1 pseudogene is annotated in these 302 nt (G+C 32.1%); it reads left to right on the top strand.

The annotated features are described in order from the left end of the window. Positions 1–209 precede the first annotated feature (209 nt). A pseudogene (locus HGB55_RS15740) lies at positions 210–302 on the top strand (cation transporter); the annotation flags it as partial.

Below are 302 nucleotides of genomic sequence, written 5' to 3'. Positions count from 1 at the left end.
AATAGACAAAAGAAATAAAAAGATAATGAAAAGAATGAATTATGCCAGCGTACAACACTGTATATAGCTCATTGTGGCGAAATTTTTTAATCGAAAAATTTCTTATATTTATTGTCAAAATTGCTTCAGCGGAAAAATCTTGCTGATTTTCCCACAACGAAGCCATATACAAACACGTTGTAAGTAATGCCGAAAAACCCAGAAACCAAGTGAATAAAACAATATTTGAAATTACCAAAATGGATTGTCCTTCAGAGGAAAATCTTATCCGAATGAAATTGGACGGAATTTCAAGCATTGCG

It is taken from the genome of Lutibacter sp. B1 (assembly GCF_012524075.1).
Classification (GTDB): domain Bacteria; phylum Bacteroidota; class Bacteroidia; order Flavobacteriales; family Flavobacteriaceae; genus Lutibacter.
The sequence above is the reverse complement of the archived record's forward strand: the minus strand, read 5'-3'. Positions and strand labels throughout refer to the sequence as shown.